The sequence below is a fragment of the Rhizobium sp. H4 genome (assembly GCF_003013335.1).
Classification (GTDB): Bacteria; Pseudomonadota; Alphaproteobacteria; order Rhizobiales; family Rhizobiaceae; genus Rhizobium; species Rhizobium sophoriradicis.
The window spans coordinates 143,084-161,936 of record NZ_PSOW01000007.1 but is presented as its reverse complement, the minus strand read 5'-3'; the positions used below and the strand labels follow the sequence as shown (position 1 = coordinate 161,936).

Genomic DNA, 18,853 nt, shown 5'->3' with positions numbered 1-18,853 from the left:
CCACTATATAATTCGGGGAGAGACAGTGTCATCCACAAACCCGGCAAAAGAAAGGTTTTCCCAATGGCGGTTCCCGGCATCGGTGCCCTGGCCCCCGATTTCAATCTCCCCCGCGACGGAGGCGGCCGTATCTCGCTTTCCGATTTTCATGGCAAGCCGCTGGTTTTGTTCTTCTATCCGAAGGACGACACCACAGGCTGCACCGCCGAATCGCTGGCCTTCACGGCGCTGGCGCCGGAGTTCGAAGCAGCCGGTGCTGCCGTGATCGGCATGTCGCCCGATTCGGCCGCCTGCCATGACAAGTTCATCAGGAAACACCGGCTTTCGGTGGCGCTCGCCTCGGACGAAGAAAAGACGACGCTGCAGGCCTATGGCGTCTGGAAGGAAAAGAGCATGTACGGCCGCAATTTCATGGGCGTCGAGCGCACCACTTTTCTCATCCGTCAGGATGGTACGATCGCCACAATCTGGCAGAAGGTGAAGGTGCAGGGCCATGCCGAAACCGTGCTCGAGGCCGTCAGGAATCTGGCCGCGTGAGCAATGATTTCGCGATAAGTTCGCTGCGCGGCGGCGCCGTCGACGCCATCCGCTCGGCCGATCTCGACCGCAAGACGGCCCTGGCGCAGGAAAGCGCCACCCGCTGGTTCGCCCGCCGGGTGTCGCTGCGCTCCCCGCTCGACGACGCCCTGCCGGAAAGGCCCGGCCGTCCTGACAAACCGGTGCTGACGCCGCCGACCCAGGTGGAGAAACGGTCGCTGCACACCCTCAAAGGCCGGATCGCCCTGCTGCATGCCATCGCCCATATCGAACTCAACGCCGTCGACCTGGCGCTCGATATCGTCGCGCGGTTCGCGACCGAACAGGTGCCGAACTCCTTTTTCGACGGCTGGATGCAGGTCGCCTTCGAGGAAGCGAAACATTTCCGCATGGTGCGCGCCCGCCTCAACGATCTCGGCGCCGATTACGGAGATCTTCCCGCCCATGATGGGTTGTGGCAGGCGGCCCATTCGACGCGCAACGACCTGACGGCAAGGCTCGCCGTCGTGCCGCTGATTCTCGAAGCCCGCGGCCTTGACGTCACGCCGTCGCTGCAGGCGAAGATGCGCGAGACCGGCGATCTCGAAAGTGCCGCCGTTCTCGATGTCATCTACAACGACGAGAAAGGCCACGTCGCCGTCGGCGCCAAATGGTTCCGTTTCCTCTGCGCCCGCGAGAAGCGCGATCCGGCAAAAGCCTTCCAGGAGCTGGTGCGCGCCAATTTCCGCGGGCCGCTGAAGCCACCCTTCAACGATCTCGCCCGGGCCGAAGCCGGATTGACGCCATCCTTCTACCGCTCGCTGGCGTCGATCAGCCACGCCTGAAACGACGCGCATTTTCGACACGGATGGCGAGAAGGAAAGCATTCATTAACCATAACCGTGTCTAATTTTCCGAAAGAGGCGAAGAGCATCATCGGGAGAGCCTGCGTGAACATCGGACATCAGCACCGGGTATTCGGCAGGCGGGCGCAGGAACACATCCTCATCCTGGCAAGCGGCGACAAGGTGCGCCACATGACGGTCCGGCCATGGATGGCGGCGCTTGCCTTCTGCTTCGTCGGCGTGTTCTCGATCGGCTATCTCCTGGCGACCTCCTACCTCGTGCTGCGCGACGACCTGATCGGCGCCACCATGGCGCGCCAGGCCCGCATGCAGCACGACTACGAGGACCGCATCGCCGCCCTTCGCGCCCAGGTCGACCGCATCACCTCCCGCCAGCTTCTCGACCAGCAGGTGGTCGAGGACAAGGTCGACAAGCTGATGGAGCAGCAGATGGCGCTGACCTCTCGACACGGCAAGCTCGACAATCTGCTCGACCGCGCCGAAAGTTCCGGCCTGACGGAAAAGAACGGCGCCCTGCCCGCGCCGTCATCACCCGTCCAGTCCTTTGCCCCCGATATCAAGGACAAGCGCGCTTCACTCACCGGCGGCATCGAGGCGATCGAGAGACAGCTGGCGAGCGGCGCGCCCGCCGACGCGACGCCCGATAATTCGACGCTTGCCTATGTGCCGTCCGCCGAGACGGTCGGCGACCGCGCCGACCGGATCTTCTCCAAGGTGACGCTGTCGCTGAAGGATGTCGAGCAGGACCAGCGCAACCGCGTCGAGCAACTGACGAGCGACGCCGGCCACGCCGCCAGCGCCATCGAGACCGTGCTGACCCGCTTCAAGATTCCTGTGCCTGAGGAGACGGCCGCCGCCAGGCAGGAGGAGGAGAGCGCCATCGGCGGCCCCTATCTGGAACCCGAGAGCAACGACGACTTCAACAATTCGCTGGCTGCCCTCGACGGCGCGCTGACCCGGCTGGAGGCCGTGCGCAGCACCGCCGAGTCCCTGCCCTTCCGCAATCCCGCCATCGGCAAGGAAGTCACCAGCCCCTTCGGCAACCGCCGCGACCCGTTCCTTGGCCGCCTGGCGCTCCATTCCGGCATCGACTTCCGCTTCTCGCCGGGCGAGAGGATCCGCCCGACGGCGCCCGGAAAGGTCATCGCTGCCGGCTGGACGGGCGGCTACGGCAATATGGTCGAGGTCGACCACGGCAACGGCATCTCGACGCGCTACGGCCATATGTCACAGGTTCTCGTCAAGGTCGGCGACACGGTCGGCCGCAACAATGTCATCGGCCTTGCCGGCAGCACCGGCCGCTCGACCGGCACCCATCTGCACTATGAAGTGCGCCAGAACGGCCAGGCGGTCGATCCAGTATATTTCATGAATGCCGGCCTTAAACTCGCCAGCTATATCAAGTAACAGCCATCAGGTAACCATCGCTTCACTCTGCACGGCGTGCCGCCTCTCTATTTCTTGACTTGCCGGCCATTCGGGGCTATGTCGCGCTGCATTGCGGCATGCAATCCCGCCGACTCGTTCAGAGCTCGGCCGAACCGGAACGGAAACAGTTTTCCCTTTGACGACATTCGCTGACCTTGGCTTGAGCCAAAAAGTGTTATCCGCTGTTACCGACGCGGGCTATACGATCCCCACGCCTATTCAGGCGGGGGCCATTCCCTTTGCGCTCGAACGCCGCGACATTTGCGGCATTGCGCAGACCGGAACCGGCAAGACCGCATCCTTCGTGCTGCCGATGCTGTCGCTATTGGAAAAGGGCCGCGCCCGCGCGCGCATGCCCCGCACGCTGATCCTCGAGCCGACCCGCGAACTTGCTGCCCAGGTCGCCGAGAATTTCGAGAAGTATGGCAAGAACCATCGTTTGAACGTCGCCCTGCTGATCGGCGGCGTGTCCTTCGAAGACCAGGACCGCAAGCTTGAGCGCGGCGCCGATGTGCTGATCTGCACGCCTGGCCGCCTGCTCGACCATTTCGAGCGCGGCAAGCTCTTGATGAGCGGCGTCGAGATCCTCGTAATCGACGAAGCCGACCGCATGCTCGACATGGGCTTCATCCCCGATATCGAGCGCATCGCCAAGCTGATCCCCTTCACCCGTCAGACGCTGTTCTTCTCGGCGACCATGCCGCCTGAGATCCAGAAGCTCGCCGACCGCTTCCTGCAGAATCCGGAGCGCATCGAGGTGGCCAAGCCGGCATCGGCCGCCAAGACGGTGACGCAGCGCTTCGTCGCCTCGCACAGCAAGGACTACGAGAAGCGCGCGGTCCTGCGCGAACTCGTCCGTGCGCAAACCGAACTGAAGAACGCCATCATCTTCTGCAACCGCAAGAAGGACGTCGCCGATCTCTTCCGTTCGCTGGAGCGCCACGGCTTCTCCGTCGGCGCCCTGCATGGCGACATGGATCAGCGCTCCCGGACAATGATGCTGCAGAGCTTCCGTGACGGCAATCTCCAGCTGCTCGTCGCCTCCGACGTCGCCGCCCGCGGCCTCGACATTCCCGATGTCAGCCACGTCTTCAATTTCGACGTGCCGATCCACTCCGAGGATTACGTCCACCGCATCGGCCGCACCGGCCGTGCCGGCCGCTCGGGTGCTGCCTTCACGCTGGTCACCAAGCGCGACACCAAATTCGTCGATGCGATCGAGAAGCTGATCGGTGAAAAGATCGAATGGCTGAACGGTGACCTGAACGCGCTGCCACCGGCCGAAGAAGGCAAGGACAGCGAGCGTCCGCGCCGCAATGGACGCGAGCGCGGCGACAAGGGTGAGCGGGGCGAGAGGGATCGTGGGCGCGGACGCGGCAATCGCGGCGCCGCGAGTCATAAATCTGATAACGACATACAGGATAATGACGTCCAAGTGATCGAAGCAGCACCAGCAAGGGCCGAAGTCTTGAAGAACGAGCGCAAAGCAGAGCAGAAGCCGCAAAACAACGCGCGCAACAATCGGCCCTACCCGGCAAATGACGACAGCCGAGACCGCCGCCGTCATCGCGATCACGACGACGGCCCGACTCCGGTCGGATTCGGCGACGACATCCCCGCCTTCATGCTGATCGCCGGCAGCGCCAAGGTCTGAACATCCAATGGGCAGGCCCGGCCTTGACTTCCCGGGCCTCGGCGTCGGTCTGGTGATCCTGCGAGACGACCAGATCCTCCTCTACAAACGTCTGAATCCACCTGAAGCCGGCTACTGGAACATCGTCGGCGGCAAGGTCGATCACATGGAGCCGGCTGAAGAGGCTGCTCGCCGCGAGGCGGAAGAGGAAACCGGCCTGACGATCGGCCGGATCGAACGCATCGGCGTGACCGAGCAGATCATCGACGCTGACCGCCAGCACTGGATTTCCATCCTCTATCTCGCCCGCGACGTCGAAGGCGAGCCGCAATTGACCGAACCGGACAAGCTTTCGGATTTCGGCTGGTTTCCGCTGAATGGTTTGCCTGAACCGCTGTCCGCCTTCACCAGGGCGGCAATATCGGCCCTGCCCGCCAAGGAACGCGCTTAGCCCTCGGCGCGAAGCGCTGCCTCATAGGCCAGCCTGACCCATTTCGCCATCAGGTCGGGATCGTCGTAGGCCTCTTCGGGAATCGACCAGTAGGGCATCTTCACCGGCTTGCCCTTCTTGCCCTCATAGGCCCATTGCGTGGCGCCGGCGGCGGCAAATTCCGGGGCGCTTGTTTCGTCGGCCTTCAGCAGCATCTCGTCGCGCACTTCGACTGCAACGATGCGCCCGAGGTGATAAATGCCTTTGCCGCCGAACATGCGCTTGATCGTGACAGGGCCGAGCCCCTGAAACATTTCCTCGATCCCGGCATTGTCCATTCTCAGTCCCTCGAATTCCCTGCCAGACGGATCACAGCGTGTGATAATCCCGGTTCATGTAAATAAGCGCCGGGTGCTTCTCGCTGAAGCGGACGGCCGCGACTTCGCCGAAGATGACGTTATGCGTCGGCATTTCCTTGATGTCGGTCACCCGGCAATCGAAGGCGGCAAGCGCATCGGCAAGGACCGGCGCGCCGGTGACGAGCGTTTCGAAACGGGTGCTGGCGAAGCGTTCGTCATCGGCAAGCGACGTGCGTCCGGAGAAAGCGTCGGCGACGCCCTGGTGGTGAGCGCCGAGCGTATTCAGCACGAAGATGCCGCTGCGGAAAAAAATCTCGTTCTTCGGATTGGTGTTGTTGAGGCAGATCAGCACCGAGGCCGGATTATCCGAGACCGAGCAGGCGGCTGTGATGGTGACGCCCCGGCGCATGCCTTCCATCACCGTCGTCACGAGTTGCACATGGCCGGCATAACGGCTCATGGCATCCCGATAAAGGCCGGGGTCGATATGCTGCCTGTTCAACACCTGCTTCTCCGTACGCTTTTCTGCCGACTGCATACATCCATAAATCGGAATCGACTTGAGGACCAAATTACGCGGCTATTCAAAGTGCTGCAGCGTCCTTTGCGTCACCGAAAGGACGCGCTGCGCTGCAGTTCGACTTTCCATCGCGCCAATATGGCGAGCATGGGTTACCTTTTCTACAATAGGACCGCTGAAAAGCATGGAGTTACGCTTGTTTTTCTTTGACGATCGCGGCCTTGCGGATAAAAGGGCATGGACGATGGCTAGGGATCTCCGCCTTTCATGATCAACCTGCGTGGCATAGCAGCCGTTCTGATGCTGCTGGGAGCGGCGGCGCAAGGCCATGCGGCCGGCGTGACGATTGGCGTCGTCGCGCCCCAGAATGGCCCGCTCGCCCTGCTCGGCGCCCAGATTGCCGCCGGCGCCGGTTTCGAGATCCAGCAGTCCGGCAATACGCTCGTCGCCGTCAACGAGCCCTGTGAGGACAATAGCGGCGCGGCAGTCGGCGATGCGCTTGTCGCGGCCAAGGTGCAGATCGCCGTCGGCTTTCTCTGCAGCGACACGCTGGAAGGCGCCCTACCGAAGTTGAAGGATGCCGGCATTCCGGCGATCACCGTCTCCGTGCGCTCCCGCATTCTGATGGAGGATGCGCTGAAAAACGGCTGGCCGCTCTTCCGCATGGCGCCCGCCGATGGCGCCGAGGCGGCAAAGATCAACGAAGTGATCTTGAAGAACTGGGCAGCCGATCCGATCGCCCTGATCGAGGACGGCACCATTCACGGCCGCGAACTGACGGAAGCGGTGCGCAATGCGCTGGAACAGAACGGCCTGAAGCCGGTCTTCACCGATACCTATCGCCCGGGGCAGGAGCAGCAGATCGCTCTTGTCCGCCGCCTGAAACGGGCCGGGGCCACCAGGGTCTTCGTCGGCGGCGACCGCAACGACATCGCCGTCATCGCCCGCGACGCGGAAGCCGAGAACATCCCGCTCTCCATCCTCGGCGGCGACGCCATGCGCGCCGCCGATCAACCGCTGCCGCTCGGGCCCGGCGTGCGCGCCGTCGCCCTGCCCGAATATGCCGTTCTGCCGGAAGCCGCGGGGGCGGCCGAAGCGTTGCGCGCCAAAGGGATCGAGCCGGAAGGTTATGTCCTGCCGTCGCTGGCGGCGGCATTCATTGCCGGCCAGGCAGCCGAAGCCGCGGCTGCGGCCGGCAAGCCCCTCCAGGAGACGCTGCTCGGCACGACTTTCCAGACCCCGGTCGGTGCCGTCGCCTTCACCGGCACGCATGAACTGTCGCAAAACCCGTACCGCCTGCTCGAATGGCGCGGCAACGGCTTTTTTCCACCGGCTGCGCCGACGCAATGAGCGGCGGCCAGCCTTGATTCCGGCGCCGTGCTCGGCTGGCGCCCATACGGAGTAAGACTTGATGACGCTGCCCATTCGCATTGCCCCCTCGATCCTCGCGGCGGATTTCGCCAGGCTCGGCGAGGAAGTACGCAATGTCACCGCGGCCGGGGCCGACTGGATCCACCTCGACGTGATGGATGGGCATTTCGTGCCGAATATCTCCTTCGGCCCCGATGTCATCAAGTCGCTGCGCGCCTATACCGACGCCACCTTCGACTGCCACTTGATGATCTCGCCGGTCGACGACTATCTCGAAGCCTTCGCCAAGGCCGGCTGCGACCGCATCACCGTCCATGCCGAATCCGGGCCGCATCTGCACCGGTCGCTGCAGACCGTCCGTAATCTCGGCAAGAAGGTCGGGGTGACGGTCAATCCGGCAACCCCGCTGAGTGCCATCGAGAACGTGCTCGACGATGTCGACCTCATCCTCATCATGTCGGTCAATCCCGGCTTCGGCGGACAGAAGTTCATTCCGGCGATGGCCGCCAAGATCGCGGCGGCAAAGTCGCTGATCGGTGACCGGCCGATCGAACTTGAAGTCGATGGCGGCGTCACGGTGGAGACGGCGGCGGCAATCGCACAGGCCGGCGGCAACGTCCTCGTCGCGGGCTCGGCGATTTTCAAGGGCGACACGGTCGAGGATTATCGCCGGACGGTTGCCGAGCTGCGACAGGCAGCCGAGGGGGCACGCGCATGAAGAAGCAGCTTTTCATCGCCGGTAGCCTGCTCGTCGCCGCACTCGCCGGCTTGCCCGGTCTGTCACTTGCCGGCGACATTGCCAGCATCCAGCCGATCGGCTTTTCCGCCGACGGCAAGGTCTTCGCTTTCCAGGAGTTCGGCATCAAGGAGGGCAGCAATGTCCCCTATTCCAACACATATTTCATCGATACCGATAAGGGCCAGTATCTCGAGGGCACGCCCTTCCGCACCGAGCTGACCGACCAGGACGCCAATCTTTCCAAGGCGCGGCGGCAGAATCTCACAGCGGCGCGCCGCCAGATGGACAAATACGATCTTCTGACCAACCCCGGCCTGATTGCCGCCTTCAATCCGCCGACCGAACTCGGCTCTCCCGCAAAGACGCTGCGTTACACCACGCTTGCGACCGACGGCCCGCCGAAATCGCCCTATACGCTTTCGCTCGGCGAGTTGCCGATAGCGGTGCCGAAGGACTGCGCGGCGATCGCCAAGCGGGTCCTCGGCTTCAGCCTGCAGATGATCGAGAAGGAAGGCGCTCCGAACCGGCAGGCAGCGCGCCAAGTGCAAACGGTTCCGGCCGAGCGCGCATGTTCGGTCGAATACAGGATCGGCGGCGCCGTCGTCTATCAGCCGGAAGCCGCAAACCAGGTTCATATCGCCCTGGTCCTCGCCTTCGATGCGCAAAGGAACGGCCGCTGGATCGCCGTTCCGGTTCATCCCTGAGGCTGGTTTCCCGACATGAAGCGCCTCAGGGCGGCATGGCCGCCCTACTCCCATCTGATCCTCGGCGCCTTGCTTTGGGCCGTGCAGATGCTCGTCTCCGCCATGCTGGGTCTCTATCTGCGCAACGGCCTGGAGACGAGCCGGCTTGCCGAAGTCGCCACGCTCTATTTCCTCGGTGGCCTGCTCGCCTGGCCCTTCGCTTTGCCGGCCGCCCGCTTCCTTGCCAATGGCAAGCCGCCGGAGGCGCGTTTCGCCGCCTTTTTCGTCACGCTGATCGCTGCCACGATCGCGATGACTGCCTTCCTCTTCGCGATGGAATATCGGATCTTCTATTCGCGCTGGCACGCGCCCTTCGGAAGCGGCATCTGGGTCTTCCAGTTCATCTTCACCAGCATCAGCGCCGTCTATCAGTTCCTGGTGATCGGCCTGCGCCTTTTCCTGCCGCTCGGTCTCGTCTGCCTCGTCGTCAGCAGCTACTATCTTGCCAAACGCATGCGTTGAGATTGCCGCCCGTCTTTGCTACAGGGGCGCTGAAGCAATTCAGCAAAGACGCTAGGCGGCTTTCCCAGGAATTGCGTGAAAACAGAACTTCGACGCTCAAACCTCTTGAAGTGAAGGCAGCCGCCCATGATCCCGCGTTACTCCCGGCCCGAAATGGTCGCCATCTGGTCTCCCGAAACCAAGTTCCGCATCTGGTTCGAGATCGAGGCGCATGCCTGCGACGCGCTGGCCGAACTCGGCGTCATCCCGAAATCGGCGGCAAAGACCATCTGGGAAAAAGGCGGCGCTGCCACCTTCGATGTCGCCCGGATCGACGAGATCGAGGCTGTCACCAAACATGACGTCATCGCTTTCCTGACCCATCTTGCCGAGATCGTCGGCCCCGATGCACGCTTCGTCCATCAGGGCATGACCTCGTCCGACGTGCTCGACACCTGCTTCAACGTCCAGCTGGTGCGCGCCACCGATATTCTGATTGCCGATCTCGACCGTTTGCTCGCGGCACTGAAAACCCGCGCCTTCGAACACAAGGACACCGTCACCATCGGCCGCTCGCACGGTATCCACGCCGAGCCCACAACCTTCGGCGTCAAGCTGGCGCTCGCCTATGCCGAATTCGAGCGCTGCCGCCAGCGTCTCGTCGCCGCCCGCGAAGAAGTCGCGACCTGCGCCATCTCGGGCGCCGTCGGCACCTTCGCCAATATCGATCCGCGCGTCGAAGAACATGTCGCCGAGGCCCTCGGCCTGAAGGCCGAGCCGGTCTCGACCCAGGTGATTCCGCGCGACCGCCACGCCATGTATTTCGCCACCCTCGGCGTCGTCGCCTCCTCGATCGAGCGGCTCGCTACCGAGATCCGCCACCTGCAGCGCACCGAGGTTCTGGAAGCCGAGGAATATTTCTCGCCTGGCCAGAAGGGCTCCTCGGCCATGCCCCACAAGCGCAACCCGGTTCTCACCGAAAACCTCACCGGCCTCGCCCGGATGGTCCGCTCCTACGCCATGCCGGCCATGGAAAACGTCGCCCTCTGGCACGAGCGCGATATCTCGCACTCCTCGGTCGAGCGCATGATCGGCCCCGACGCCACCGTCACCCTCGACTTCGCCCTCTCCCGCCTCGCCGGCGTCATCGAAAAGCTCTTGGTCTATCCGGAGAACATGGAGAAGAACCTCAACAAGTTCCGCGGTCTCGTCCACTCCCAGCGCGTCCTCCTGGCGCTGACCCAGGCCGGCACCTCCCGCGAGGACGCCTACCGCCTGGTGCAGCGCAACGCCATGAAGGTCTGGGAACAGGGCAAGGACTTTTTGGAAGAGCTACTGGCGGATGCGGAGGTTCGCGCTGCGCTGTCCGAGGAGGATATTCGCGAAAAGTTCGATCTTGGGTACCACACCAAGCACGTGGATACGATTTTCCGGCGGGTGTTTGGGAACTCCTGAGGGATCTTCCATGAGGCAAGCGGCGCCCTATGACGCCGCTTGTCGATATATTTCCTACTTGGTTATCCGACGCTCCGCCTCAGCCGCAGGCTGATCGCGACCGGGAAGTAGATGCATGTAACAAGGAGAGAAGGCGCAGACACCATCAAGAGGATTTCCAGCAATGCCAGATCATTCCGTGTGAAATCATCAACGCCGCCTCGCAGCGAAAAGAATATCACGACAACCAAGACTAAAGTCGCAATAAAGATGATGAACCCCCATAAAAATGGTCGCGAATTTATTGAGACAAATTTAATGCGATAAAAGACGAACAATACAAAAACGATTGGCAGCGAATAAAAAAACTTCGCTAACAGCAAACCAAGGCCCAGGTCACCAGATAAAAATGGCAAATGGCCCAATAGCAGTCCTATGAGATAGGCCTGAAAAAACAACTCGACCTGCGGCTCTCTGAGAAAGGAATCGCGCATTTTCCCGAAAAAATAGATTAGACCTGATATGCGTACAAAGCGTAATGAAGAATTCAGCTTTTCTCAAGCGGCCGTTGTTTCATCTTCGAGGCTTTGGCACTCCCAGGGCGTTTGCGCGCCTCGGTCTTTTTCGGCGTAACGGTTTCTGCGGCATCCGTCGTCCTGCACGCCTCCGTCTCGCCCCTGCCCTTGGCAGCCTTGGCGACAAGTCGGTCGAGATGCTTCAACTCATCCTCGTCGAGGTTTTCGATGCCGATGAAGCGGTTTTCGGCGTGGCTCGTCAGGATGATTTCGTTGAGCTTGGCCTGGATCGCCCGCGTGTCGCGCGTCTGGGCGTTCTGCAGCACGAAGACCATCAGGAAGGTGATGATCGTCGTGCCGGTATTGATGATCAGTTGCCAGGTTTCCGAATAGTCGAAGAAAGGCCCAAGCAAAGCCCAAATGATGACGACACTCAGCGCCAGGATGAAGATGACGGGCTTGCCCGCCCATTCCGATGTCTTGGTTGCGAAGCGGGTGAACAGATGTTTCATCGTCACCTCTGAAATCCTCCCTCGAAGCCTACGCTAAGAACTCCGAGGCAGGTTTGAGGTTCCCGGGGAAATCGGAATCGACCCCCGGGAAATAAGGCTCTGTTTAGGCGATCTCCCGCGCAACCAGCTTGCGGTAGAGATGCCAGGTCGCATGGCCGAGGATCGGCATGACGAGCGCAAGCCCGGCAAAGACCGGAATCGTGCCGATGACGAGGAGTGCGGCGACGATCAGACCCCACAGCAGCACCGGCACCGGATTGGCGACCGTGGCCCGGATCGAGGTCACGACGGCGGCGACGGCCCCGACATCGCGGTCGAGCAGCAGCGGAAAGGTGATGACGGAGATAGCCAGCACCACCAGCGCGAAGACGAAGCCGATGAGATTGCCCCAGATGATCAGCTGCAGGCCTTCAGCCGTACCGAAGACCTGGCGGGTGAAATCCGCCATGGTGCGCGGAAACACGTCTCCGAGAAGATTGGTGTAAAGCGTCTGCGCAGTCACCAGCCAGACGACGAAAAGGGCAAAAAGCATCAGCCCGACCGCGACGATCGACGGCAGTGCCGGTGAATGGCGCACTTCGAGTGCATGCGTCCAGGACGTATCCAGGCCTTCTTCGCGCCGGCGGCTGATCTCATAAAGGCCGATCGCCGCGATCGGGCCGATCAGCACGAAACCGGACATCAGCGGGAAAACCATCGGCAGAAGATTGGCGCCGGAGGTCCATAGCGTCAAGAAGATGCCGGCGATCGGATACATCAGGCACAAGAACACATAATGCGAAGGTTTTTCCTTAAAATCGTCGAGCCCGCGCTTTAACGCGTCGAAGACGTCAGCAATGCCAATGCGATTGACGACGGGCCGCGCCAAGCTTTCGCTGGCACCGGTCATGACATGAAATGCCGCCATGGCTTTCTCCTCCTCAGCCGAGACTTAATCGGCGGCGGCACGCATCGGCGGGCAAGCCGATACGAAATCCGCAACCGGCACTGGAGCAATATAACAAATATCAATGCCCGTGTCGCTCTCTCCCTTGACCGCCTCTTGACATCTTCGTCAGGCTTTCTCACATCGGCGGCACTATGAAAGCCTCAGACGCAGATATCCTCATCATCCCCGGCTACACCAATTCCGGCCCCGGCCACTGGCAAAGCCGCTGGGAAGCGAAGCTCAGCACGGCGCGGCGCGTCGAGCAGGCGGAATGGACGAAGCCTGTCCGCGAGGACTGGATCGCTCGCATCGCCGAGGAGGTGAACGCCTCGACCCGCCCCGTCGTTCTCGTCGCCCATTCGCTCGGCGTTCCCTCGGCGATCCACGCCATCCCACTTTTCCGCAACCGGGTGGCGGGCGCCTTCTTCGTCGCCCCGCCCGATGTCACCAATCCCGACATCCGCCCGAAGCATCTGATGACCTTCGGCCCCTACCCGCGCGAGCCGCTGCCCTTCCCGTCGATCACGGTGGCGAGCCGCAACGACCCGTTCGGCAGCTACGACCATGCCGACGATATCGCCAGCAGCTGGGGCTCTTTTCTCGTCGATGCCGGTGAAGCGGGACATATCAATGCCGATTCCGGTCACGGACCCTGGCCCGAGGGCACGATGGTCTTCGCCCAGTTCCTGAGCCGTCTCTCCGCTGCTTGAGGAAAACCGCCTTCTCGTTAATTCAGCAATTGCTTTCTAAGTCTTTCTTAATGGAAAGGCAGCAGACTGCGCCCGAGATGAATAAGCGAGAATGCCCGTGAAGAATGCCCACCCAAAGGCCGAGAACCCGCATGGCGATGCCACAGCGGCTGAGGCCGGCGTCGGCGGGGCAGCCGGCGGTTCCGAGCTGGCGGAACGGGAGAGCCGATGGAACCATGCGCTGGTCGGCTCCGGCCTTGGCGTATGGGATCATAACTACCGCCTCGACCGGAAATATTACTCGCCCACGTGGAAAACCATCCGAGGCATGGCCCCCGACGAGGAGGTCGCCGGCGATTACAATGCCTGGCTGCAGCTCGTCCATCCCGACGACCGCGATTTCGTCGCCCATGCCATCGAGCGCCAGAACGCCGGCGATCCGGATTACCAGGTCTTTCAATACCGCGAGCGCCACAGGGACGGCCACTGGGTCTGGATCGACTGCCGCGGCGCCTGCGTGGAATGGGACGAGAACGGCGTGCCGACGCGAATCGTCGGCACGGATGTCGATATCACCGCCCGCAAGGAAGCCGAGGAGACGCTGTCGCGCTTGTCGCGCCGGCTCGATCTGGCGCTGGAGATCTCCCATATCGGCGTCTTCGAGGCCGATATCGAAAATGATACGGTCGAATGGGACGATCGCCTCATTGCCATTTACGGGCTGAAAGGCGCCCCGCATCAGATCGCGGCCGACGCCTGGGCCAAAAGCCTGCATCCCGACGACCGCGAACGCGTACTGGGCCTCGCCGGCCGCAGCGTTGAAAGCGGCAGCGATTTCCAGCAGGAATATCGCATCATTCGCGGCGACGGCGCCGAACGTATCATTCGCGCTCGCTCCGCCTTCTTCGTCGACGGCAACGGCCACCGCAAGCTCATCGGCGCCAACTGGGACGTCACCGAGGACGTCGCGCTGCGCAATGAGCTGCAGCGCGCCAAGGATCTGACCGAGGCCCGCAACCGCGAACTCGAAGCCGCCAAGGAGAGCATCGAGCGCTTGGCGCTGCATGATTACCTCACCGGCCTTCCGAACCGGCGCTATCTCGACAAGATGCTGGACGAGCGCTCGGCCGAATGCCGCGCCAAGAGCTTTGCGCTTGCGATCCTCCACATCGATCTCGACCGTTTCAAGCAGATCAACGACACGCTCGGCCACCGGGCCGGGGACGCCATGCTGCAGCACGCGGCGAATGTGCTGAGAAACTCCGTCCGTGCCGCTGATTTCGTCGCCCGCATCGGCGGCGATGAATTCGTTATCCTCTGCACCGTCGATCCCGCCTCGAAGAAGATCGGTGGCCTTGCCGAGCGCGTGATCCGCGAATTGCGCAAACCTGTCAGATATGAGGGACACGACTGCCGTTTCGGCGCCAGCATCGGCATCGCCATCGACAGCGGTCCAAAGCTCGACGCCAAGCAGACGCTGCTCGATGCCGATATCGCGCTCTATCGCGCCAAGGGCCTCGGCCGCAACCGCTTCGAATTCTTCTCCGCCTCCGACCGCCGCGACATCGTCTTGGCCAAACATCTCGCCGACGAGATCCTGATCGGCCTCGAACGCAGTGAATTCATCCCCTTCTATCAGCTGCAGTTCGATGCCCGAACCCTCGACGTTACGGGCATCGAAACCCTGGCCCGCTGGCAGCATCCGCGGCGCGGGCTGATGACGCCCGACCTTTTTCTTGATATTGCCGAGGATCTCGACGTCGTTTCGACCATCGACGCGCTGATCCTGGAGCGTGCGCTGGCCGACCGCCGTGCCTGGATCAAGGACGGCTTGTCGATTCCGAAGGTATCGGTCAACGTTTCGGCCCGCCGGCTTGCCGATCCCGATCTCGGCAAAAAGCTCCGCGCCCTGAAGATAGAACCCGGCGCCATCGCCTTCGAACTGCTGGAATCGATCTCGCTGGACGATTGCGACGCGCTGGTCGCGGCCAATCTCAAGAAGCTCCGCAAGCTCGGCATCGACATCCAGATCGACGATTTCGGCACCGGCCACGCCTCGATCGTCAGCCTGCTGCGCCTGAGCCCGACGACGCTGAAGATCGACCGCGAGCTGATCCGCCTGCTGCCGCAATCGGCCGAGCAGCGCAAGCTGGTCGGCTCGATCATCGATATTGGCCGCTCGCTGAACATCCGCGTCATTGCCGAGGGCGTCGAAACGGCGGATCACATCCGCATTCTCGAAGAACTCGACTGCGGCACCCTGCAGGGCTACGCCCTCGCCCGGCCGATGCCGGCGATGCAGATCCCCTCCTTCATCCGTGCCGGAAGCTGGCGCCAGGGGCAGACCACTGCGCGTGCCCTGCAGACGCGTCTTCGCCGCGCACTGCCGGAAAGAGCCGCCAAATAAAACCTGTATAAGCGGCCCGCCATTTCGCCTTCATTCCACCCTATAGGAAAAGGCGCTAGGCTCGTCCTGCAAATTCATTCGATTCTCTTGGCGGTATTCCGTAAAATCCGGAAACCGGGACCGGAAATCCCGAAACGGGGGAAGGAGCGACAGGCGGATTGTGAAACTCACTCTTTTCCTTTAAGGGGACGCCACGAGATCGATCCACTCGCGCCATCCCAAGAGCGCCAACAACAGAGAATGACCACGATGAACCGTCGCCGCCGTATCTACGAGGGCAAGGCAAAGATTCTGTATGAGGGTCCGGAACCGGGCACCTTGATCCAGTTTTTCAAGGACGATGCCACCGCCTTCAACAAGAAGAAACATGAGGTCATCGACGGCAAGGGCGTCCTCAACAACCGCATTTCCGAATATATCTTCAGCCATCTGAACAAAATCGGCATCCCCACTCATTTCATCCGCCGGCTCAATATGCGCGAGCAGTTGATCAAGGAAGTGGAGATGATCCCGCTTGAGATCGTCGTGCGCAACGTCGCCGCCGGTTCGCTGGCCAAGCGCCTCGGCATCGAAGAAGGCGTCGTGCTGCCGCGTTCGATCATCGAATTCTATTACAAATCCGATGCGCTGGACGATCCGATGGTCTCGGAAGAGCACATCACCGCCTTCGGCTGGGCCAATCCGGCCGAACTCGACGACATCATGGCGCTTGCCATCCGCGTCAACGATTTCATGACCGGTCTTTTCCTCGGCGTCGGCATCCAGCTCGTCGATTTCAAGATCGAATGCGGCCGCCTCTTCGAAGGCGATATGATGCGCATCATCCTCGCCGACGAGATCTCGCCGGACAGCTGCCGGCTCTGGGATATCGAAACCCGCGAAAAGATGGACAAGGACCGCTTCCGCCGCGATCTCGGCGGCTTGCTCGAAGCCTATTCCGAAGTCGCACGCCGTCTCGGCATCATCAATGAAAACGAGCCTGTGCGCGGCACCGGCCCGGTTCTCGTCAAGTAAGGCAGGATAGACAAAGTGATCAAGGCTCGTGTCACCGTCACGCTGAAAAACGGCGTTCTCGATCCGCAGGGCAAGGCCATCGAAGGCGCGCTCGGCGCCCTCGGCTTCTCGGGCGTCGGCCACATCAGACAGGGCAAGGTCTTCGACCTGGAGCTCGAGGGCGCCGACAAGGCGAAGGCCGAGGCCGACCTCAAGGCGATGTGCGAAAAACTTCTCGCCAATACGGTGATCGAGAACTACGCGATCGCGATCGACGGATGATCACAGACCTGCCTGCCGGTAGATTTTGAGGATTTAGCGTCATGACGAAAGCAAAGCTGGAGACGGAAGTCTCCAAATATATGAGCTATGTTTTGCGTCATGCGCCGGAGGCCGCAGGCTTGACACTCGATCCGGAGGGCTGGGTGTCGTTCGAGGCGCTCGAACAAGCGGTGGCGTCGAAATATGACGTTTCCCGCGCCGACATTATCGAGATTGTCGAAAACAATCCGAAGAAGCGCTTCACGCTGGCCGACAACAGAATTCGCGCGAACCAGGGTCACAGCGTCGACGTCGATCTCGCGCTGACTGCGGTCGAACCGCCTGCAGCTCTTTTCCACGGCACCTCCGCGATTGCCTGGCACTCGATTGAGCGCGAGGGCTTGAAGAAGATGCAGCGCCACCACGTGCATCTGTCGGCCGATGTCAAAACGGCGAAAATCGTGGCGATGCGCCGCAAGGGCGAATATGTCATCCTGCGCGTCGACGCGGCCGCTATGTTTTCCGCGGGTCATTCTTTCTTTGTCTCCGACAATGGAGTATGGCTCACCGAAAGCGTTCCAGTTCAATATATTTCGCCAGACGCAGGGACCCCATGAAATCAGCTGTCGTTCAACTTCCGGGCCTTAACCGCGACCGCGACATGATCGCAGCCCTGACCAAGATCTCCGGCCGCGAGCCGATGACGATCTGGCAGACGGAAGCCGAAATCCCTGAAGTCGACCTGATCGTCATTCCCGGCGGCTTCTCCTATGGCGACTACCTGCGTTGCGGCGCGATCGCCGCCCGCATGCCGGTCATGCAGGCGATCATCGACAAGGCTGCAAAGGGCGTGAAAGTGCTCGGCGTCTGCAACGGCTTCCAGATCCTCGTCGAGGCAGGCCTGCTGCCCGGCGCGCTGATGCGAAATGCCTCGCTGAAATTCGTCTGCCGCGAGATCAAGCTTGAAGTGGTCAATGCCGAGACGGATTTCACCCGCGCCTACGCGCAAGGCCAGGTCATCCGGTGCCCCGTTGCCCATCATGACGGCAATTATTTCGCCGACGAAGCCACGCTGGCGAAAATCGAAGGCAATGGCCAGGTTGTCTTCCGTTATGCCGAAGGCACCAACCCCAACGGCTCGCTCAACGATATCGCCGCGGTCATGAACGAAAAGGGCAACGTGCTCGGCATGATGCCGCATCCGGAAAACCTGATCGAAGCCGCCCATGGCGGTTCGGACGGCCGCGGCCTTTTCGCCTCGGCGCTCGACGTCATCGCCGCCTGAGCCCCTGCTCGTTGCCTAAAAGCGCGCGCGGTCTTGGGCAACGGCATGCACACGAAAATTCCGTCTGGATCGGAGCAAGATCGATGCGCCATCGCCTCGCAAACCCCGCTTTGTTGACCGCTCTCGCAGCCATGCTCGCAGCCTGCCAGACGCCGGCGCCGACGACAGGCCCCAACCGCGCCGCGCTGCCGACGATGGAACGCGTGGCGCTCGGCGCCAGTGCATGCTGGTTCAAGTCAGGTGACCCCGCTTTTGCAGCCTATAAACTCGCCCCGGAGCTCAACTCCTTCACCGGCCGGCCCCGCATCCTGCTCGTCCACAAGGGCAGCCCGGAAAGCCGGCCGCTGCTTGTCGTTCAGGCCGAGGGAAGCCCGTCGCGTCTCCAGGCCTTCGGTCCGATGATGTCGGAACCGGTCGCCGACCGCATCGTCGCCGACGTCAATCGCTGGTCGGGCGGCAACAAAGCCTGCAGCTGATCGCAGCCGGCGATCCCGATAACGCATTCAGTCCCAGAAGAACGACTTGCCGACTTCGCGTGCGGCTTCGGACTGCGACACGCCGATATCCTTGAGCTCGCTCGTCGTCAGGCCTCTCAGCGCCCGCCGGCCTTCCCGCTTCTGATGCCAGAGAAGAATTGCGGTCCAAATCCGCCCCAAACGCGTCGTCACCTCAGGAGGCGCCGCGGGAAGGACGACCTGCCTCCTATCTTCATAAGAGACAATCGGTACAATTGGCATTTTGATCTCAGGCAAGGCAGACATTCCAGAAATCCTCTCGGTTTGC

General features: G+C 61.9%; 23 protein-coding genes. 17 read left to right on the top strand and 6 right to left on the bottom strand.

Annotated elements, in window-relative coordinates; all coding sequences use genetic code 11:
- Positions 1–63 precede the first annotated feature (63 nt).
- From C4N04_RS12980 to C4N04_RS12960, 5 genes are all read left to right on the top strand, one after another.
- Positions 64–537, top strand: a complete 474-nt coding sequence (locus C4N04_RS12980; RefSeq protein ID WP_009983859.1) for a peroxiredoxin — start codon at positions 64–66, stop codon at positions 535–537.
- Positions 534–1,361 carry a ferritin-like domain-containing protein gene (locus C4N04_RS12975; RefSeq protein ID WP_038689184.1) on the top strand — a complete coding sequence of 276 codons (828 nt, stop codon included), beginning with the start codon at positions 534–536 and terminating at the stop codon, positions 1,359–1,361. The genes C4N04_RS12980 and C4N04_RS12975 overlap by 4 nt, the downstream gene beginning before the upstream one ends.
- Before the next feature lie 105 nt (positions 1,362–1,466).
- The gene (locus tag C4N04_RS12970; RefSeq protein WP_106796168.1) at positions 1,467–2,789 is read left to right on the top strand and encodes a M23 family metallopeptidase; all 1,323 of its coding nucleotides are present in this window, start codon (positions 1,467–1,469) and stop codon (positions 2,787–2,789) included.
- A 157-nt stretch (positions 2,790–2,946) separates the two neighbouring features.
- Positions 2,947–4,464 (top strand): DEAD/DEAH box helicase, encoded by a 1,518-nt coding sequence (locus tag C4N04_RS12965; protein ID WP_038689188.1) that lies wholly within the window; start codon positions 2,947–2,949, stop codon positions 4,462–4,464.
- A 7-nt stretch (positions 4,465–4,471) separates the two neighbouring features.
- Entirely contained in the window at positions 4,472–4,894 is a 423-nt protein-coding gene (locus tag C4N04_RS12960; RefSeq protein WP_038689190.1) for an NUDIX domain-containing protein, read from the top strand.
- On the opposite strand, the gene C4N04_RS12955 is transcribed toward C4N04_RS12960, so the two are convergent.
- Entirely contained in the window at positions 4,891–5,211 is a 321-nt protein-coding gene (locus C4N04_RS12955) for a TfoX/Sxy family protein (RefSeq protein ID WP_038689192.1), read from the bottom strand. The genes C4N04_RS12960 and C4N04_RS12955 overlap by 4 nt on opposite strands.
- A gap of 31 nt (positions 5,212–5,242) precedes the next feature.
- Entirely contained in the window at positions 5,243–5,737 is a 495-nt protein-coding gene (locus tag C4N04_RS12950) for a flavin reductase (protein ID WP_077989212.1), read from the bottom strand.
- Positions 5,738–6,019: 282 nt separating this feature from the next.
- On the opposite strand from C4N04_RS12950, the gene C4N04_RS12945 reads away from it, so the two are divergent.
- The 5 genes from C4N04_RS12945 to purB all read left to right on the top strand — a co-directional run bounded on the left by C4N04_RS12945 (position 6,020) and on the right by purB (position 10,501).
- Positions 6,020–7,102 carry an ABC transporter substrate-binding protein gene (locus C4N04_RS12945; RefSeq protein WP_077989213.1) on the top strand — a complete coding sequence of 361 codons (1,083 nt, stop codon included), beginning with the start codon at positions 6,020–6,022 and terminating at the stop codon, positions 7,100–7,102.
- Positions 7,103–7,163: 61 nt separating this feature from the next.
- The gene (rpe, locus tag C4N04_RS12940; protein WP_096761781.1) at positions 7,164–7,841 is read left to right on the top strand and encodes a ribulose-phosphate 3-epimerase; all 678 of its coding nucleotides are present in this window, start codon (positions 7,164–7,166) and stop codon (positions 7,839–7,841) included.
- On the top strand, positions 7,838–8,566 hold the full coding sequence (locus C4N04_RS12935; protein ID WP_077989215.1) for a DUF2259 domain-containing protein: 729 nt from the start codon (positions 7,838–7,840) through the stop codon (positions 8,564–8,566). The genes rpe and C4N04_RS12935 overlap by 4 nt, the downstream gene beginning before the upstream one ends.
- Before the next feature lie 15 nt (positions 8,567–8,581).
- The gene (locus tag C4N04_RS12930; protein ID WP_106796167.1) at positions 8,582–9,067 is read left to right on the top strand and encodes a hypothetical protein; all 486 of its coding nucleotides are present in this window, start codon (positions 8,582–8,584) and stop codon (positions 9,065–9,067) included.
- A gap of 126 nt (positions 9,068–9,193) precedes the next feature.
- Positions 9,194–10,501 carry an adenylosuccinate lyase gene (gene purB / locus C4N04_RS12925; protein ID WP_077989216.1) on the top strand — a complete coding sequence of 436 codons (1,308 nt, stop codon included), beginning with the start codon at positions 9,194–9,196 and terminating at the stop codon, positions 10,499–10,501.
- A gap of 62 nt (positions 10,502–10,563) precedes the next feature.
- Here the strand turns inward: purB and C4N04_RS12920 are convergent, their stop codons facing one another.
- The 3 genes from C4N04_RS12920 to C4N04_RS12910 all read right to left on the bottom strand — a co-directional run bounded on the left by C4N04_RS12920 (position 10,564) and on the right by C4N04_RS12910 (position 12,414).
- On the bottom strand, positions 10,564–10,974 hold the full coding sequence (locus C4N04_RS12920) for a hypothetical protein (RefSeq protein ID WP_009989950.1): 411 nt from the start codon (positions 10,972–10,974) through the stop codon (positions 10,564–10,566).
- 53 nt (positions 10,975–11,027) lie between these two features.
- The gene (locus C4N04_RS12915; protein WP_077989217.1) at positions 11,028–11,507 is read right to left on the bottom strand and encodes a low affinity iron permease family protein; all 480 of its coding nucleotides are present in this window, start codon (positions 11,505–11,507) and stop codon (positions 11,028–11,030) included.
- Between the two features lie 103 nt (positions 11,508–11,610).
- A complete protein-coding gene (locus C4N04_RS12910; protein WP_010060723.1) occupies positions 11,611–12,414 on the bottom strand; it encodes a DUF2189 domain-containing protein in 804 nt (267 codons plus the stop codon).
- Between the two features lie 173 nt (positions 12,415–12,587).
- On the opposite strand from C4N04_RS12910, the gene C4N04_RS12905 reads away from it, so the two are divergent.
- From C4N04_RS12905 to C4N04_RS12875, 7 genes are all read left to right on the top strand, one after another.
- The gene (locus C4N04_RS12905) at positions 12,588–13,145 is read left to right on the top strand and encodes an alpha/beta hydrolase (protein ID WP_010060721.1); all 558 of its coding nucleotides are present in this window, start codon (positions 12,588–12,590) and stop codon (positions 13,143–13,145) included.
- Positions 13,146–13,236: 91 nt separating this feature from the next.
- Positions 13,237–15,531: an EAL domain-containing protein gene (locus tag C4N04_RS12900; RefSeq protein ID WP_106796166.1), complete on the top strand. Its 2,295-nt coding sequence runs from the start codon at positions 13,237–13,239 to the stop codon at positions 15,529–15,531.
- Positions 15,532–15,780: 249 nt separating this feature from the next.
- Positions 15,781–16,545 (top strand): phosphoribosylaminoimidazolesuccinocarboxamide synthase, encoded by a 765-nt coding sequence (gene purC / locus C4N04_RS12895; RefSeq protein ID WP_004676256.1) that lies wholly within the window; start codon positions 15,781–15,783, stop codon positions 16,543–16,545.
- Positions 16,546–16,560: 15 nt separating this feature from the next.
- Positions 16,561–16,806, top strand: coding sequence for a phosphoribosylformylglycinamidine synthase subunit PurS (gene purS, locus C4N04_RS12890; protein WP_038689209.1), 246 nt, complete (start codon positions 16,561–16,563; stop codon positions 16,804–16,806).
- Between the two features lie 41 nt (positions 16,807–16,847).
- Positions 16,848–17,402, top strand: a complete 555-nt coding sequence (locus C4N04_RS12885) for an RNA 2'-phosphotransferase (RefSeq protein ID WP_077989219.1) — start codon at positions 16,848–16,850, stop codon at positions 17,400–17,402.
- A complete protein-coding gene (gene purQ, locus C4N04_RS12880) occupies positions 17,399–18,070 on the top strand; it encodes a phosphoribosylformylglycinamidine synthase subunit PurQ (RefSeq protein WP_077989220.1) in 672 nt (223 codons plus the stop codon). The genes C4N04_RS12885 and purQ overlap by 4 nt, the downstream gene beginning before the upstream one ends.
- 83 nt (positions 18,071–18,153) lie before the next feature.
- The gene (locus C4N04_RS12875) at positions 18,154–18,546 is read left to right on the top strand and encodes a hypothetical protein (protein WP_038689213.1); all 393 of its coding nucleotides are present in this window, start codon (positions 18,154–18,156) and stop codon (positions 18,544–18,546) included.
- A gap of 27 nt (positions 18,547–18,573) precedes the next feature.
- Here C4N04_RS12875 and C4N04_RS12870 read toward each other — a convergent pair whose 3' ends face one another.
- Positions 18,574–18,831 (bottom strand): DUF1127 domain-containing protein, encoded by a 258-nt coding sequence (locus C4N04_RS12870; RefSeq protein ID WP_010060226.1) that lies wholly within the window; start codon positions 18,829–18,831, stop codon positions 18,574–18,576.
- Between the last annotated feature and the right edge of the window lie 22 nt (positions 18,832–18,853).